Source organism: Streptococcus sp. HMSC034E03 (assembly GCF_001811505.1).
GTDB lineage: Bacteria > Bacillota > Bacilli > Lactobacillales > Streptococcaceae > Streptococcus.
This window is the reverse complement of the sequence record NZ_KV804954.1, coordinates 1-529: the sequence shown is the minus strand read 5'-3', so window position 1 is coordinate 529 and position 529 is coordinate 1. Positions and strand designations below refer to the sequence as shown.

Annotated in this window: 1 protein-coding gene; it reads right to left on the bottom strand. The window is 42.5% G+C overall.

Annotated features, from left to right (window positions below):
• Nucleotides 1-42: 42 nt before the first annotated feature.
• Nucleotides 43-507, bottom strand: a complete 465-nt coding sequence (locus HMPREF2805_RS01345) for a transcriptional regulator (RefSeq protein ID WP_075231073.1) — start codon at nucleotides 505-507, stop codon at nucleotides 43-45.
• Nucleotides 508-529 lie beyond the last annotated feature (22 nt).

The window sequence follows — 529 nt, the reverse complement described above, 5'->3', positions numbered from 1 at the left end:
CCGACTTTTCTTACTTTGTCAACACCTTTTTTGAACTTTTTTTCATTTCTCCTGAATTACTTCCTTCAGCTCTCTGAGAAGGGCTTTGCGGCCTTTAAATCGTTCGTCTGCCCAGAGGCGTTCATAGGCTTCTTGCTTATCTTGTGGTAACTTTCTTCTATAAGTATTCAACAATTCATGAAGGGCGTAGTAATCATCCAGCCACAATCCTCCTTCTGGTAGGCGATGGCTAATCTCCCCTACTTCTTCGTAGGCCATTCGGTCTAGGCGACGTTTTTGACTCTCTTGTTTTCTGACGCTATCTAGGATTCGATTGCGGAATTTTGTTTTGAAGTAGACGTAGAGTTTCTTTTCCTCTTCCACTAATTCTGGATGGGCCTCGAGGAGTTCATAGAGACAGATCAGTCCTTCTTGGTCCCAATCCTCTTTTTCCCACAGGTGGAGATAGTAATCTTTTCGACATCTATGGACAATTCCTTTTACCTTCTCATAATACTTTTCAAGCATTTGCTTTCCCCCTTTCTCTGCT

Excerpts from the sequence above, each read along its gene's own strand:
- HMPREF2805_RS01345 (WP_075231073.1), bottom strand. The coding sequence starts at position 507 with ATGCTTGAAAAGTATTATGAGAAGGTAAAAGGAATTGTCCATAGATGT.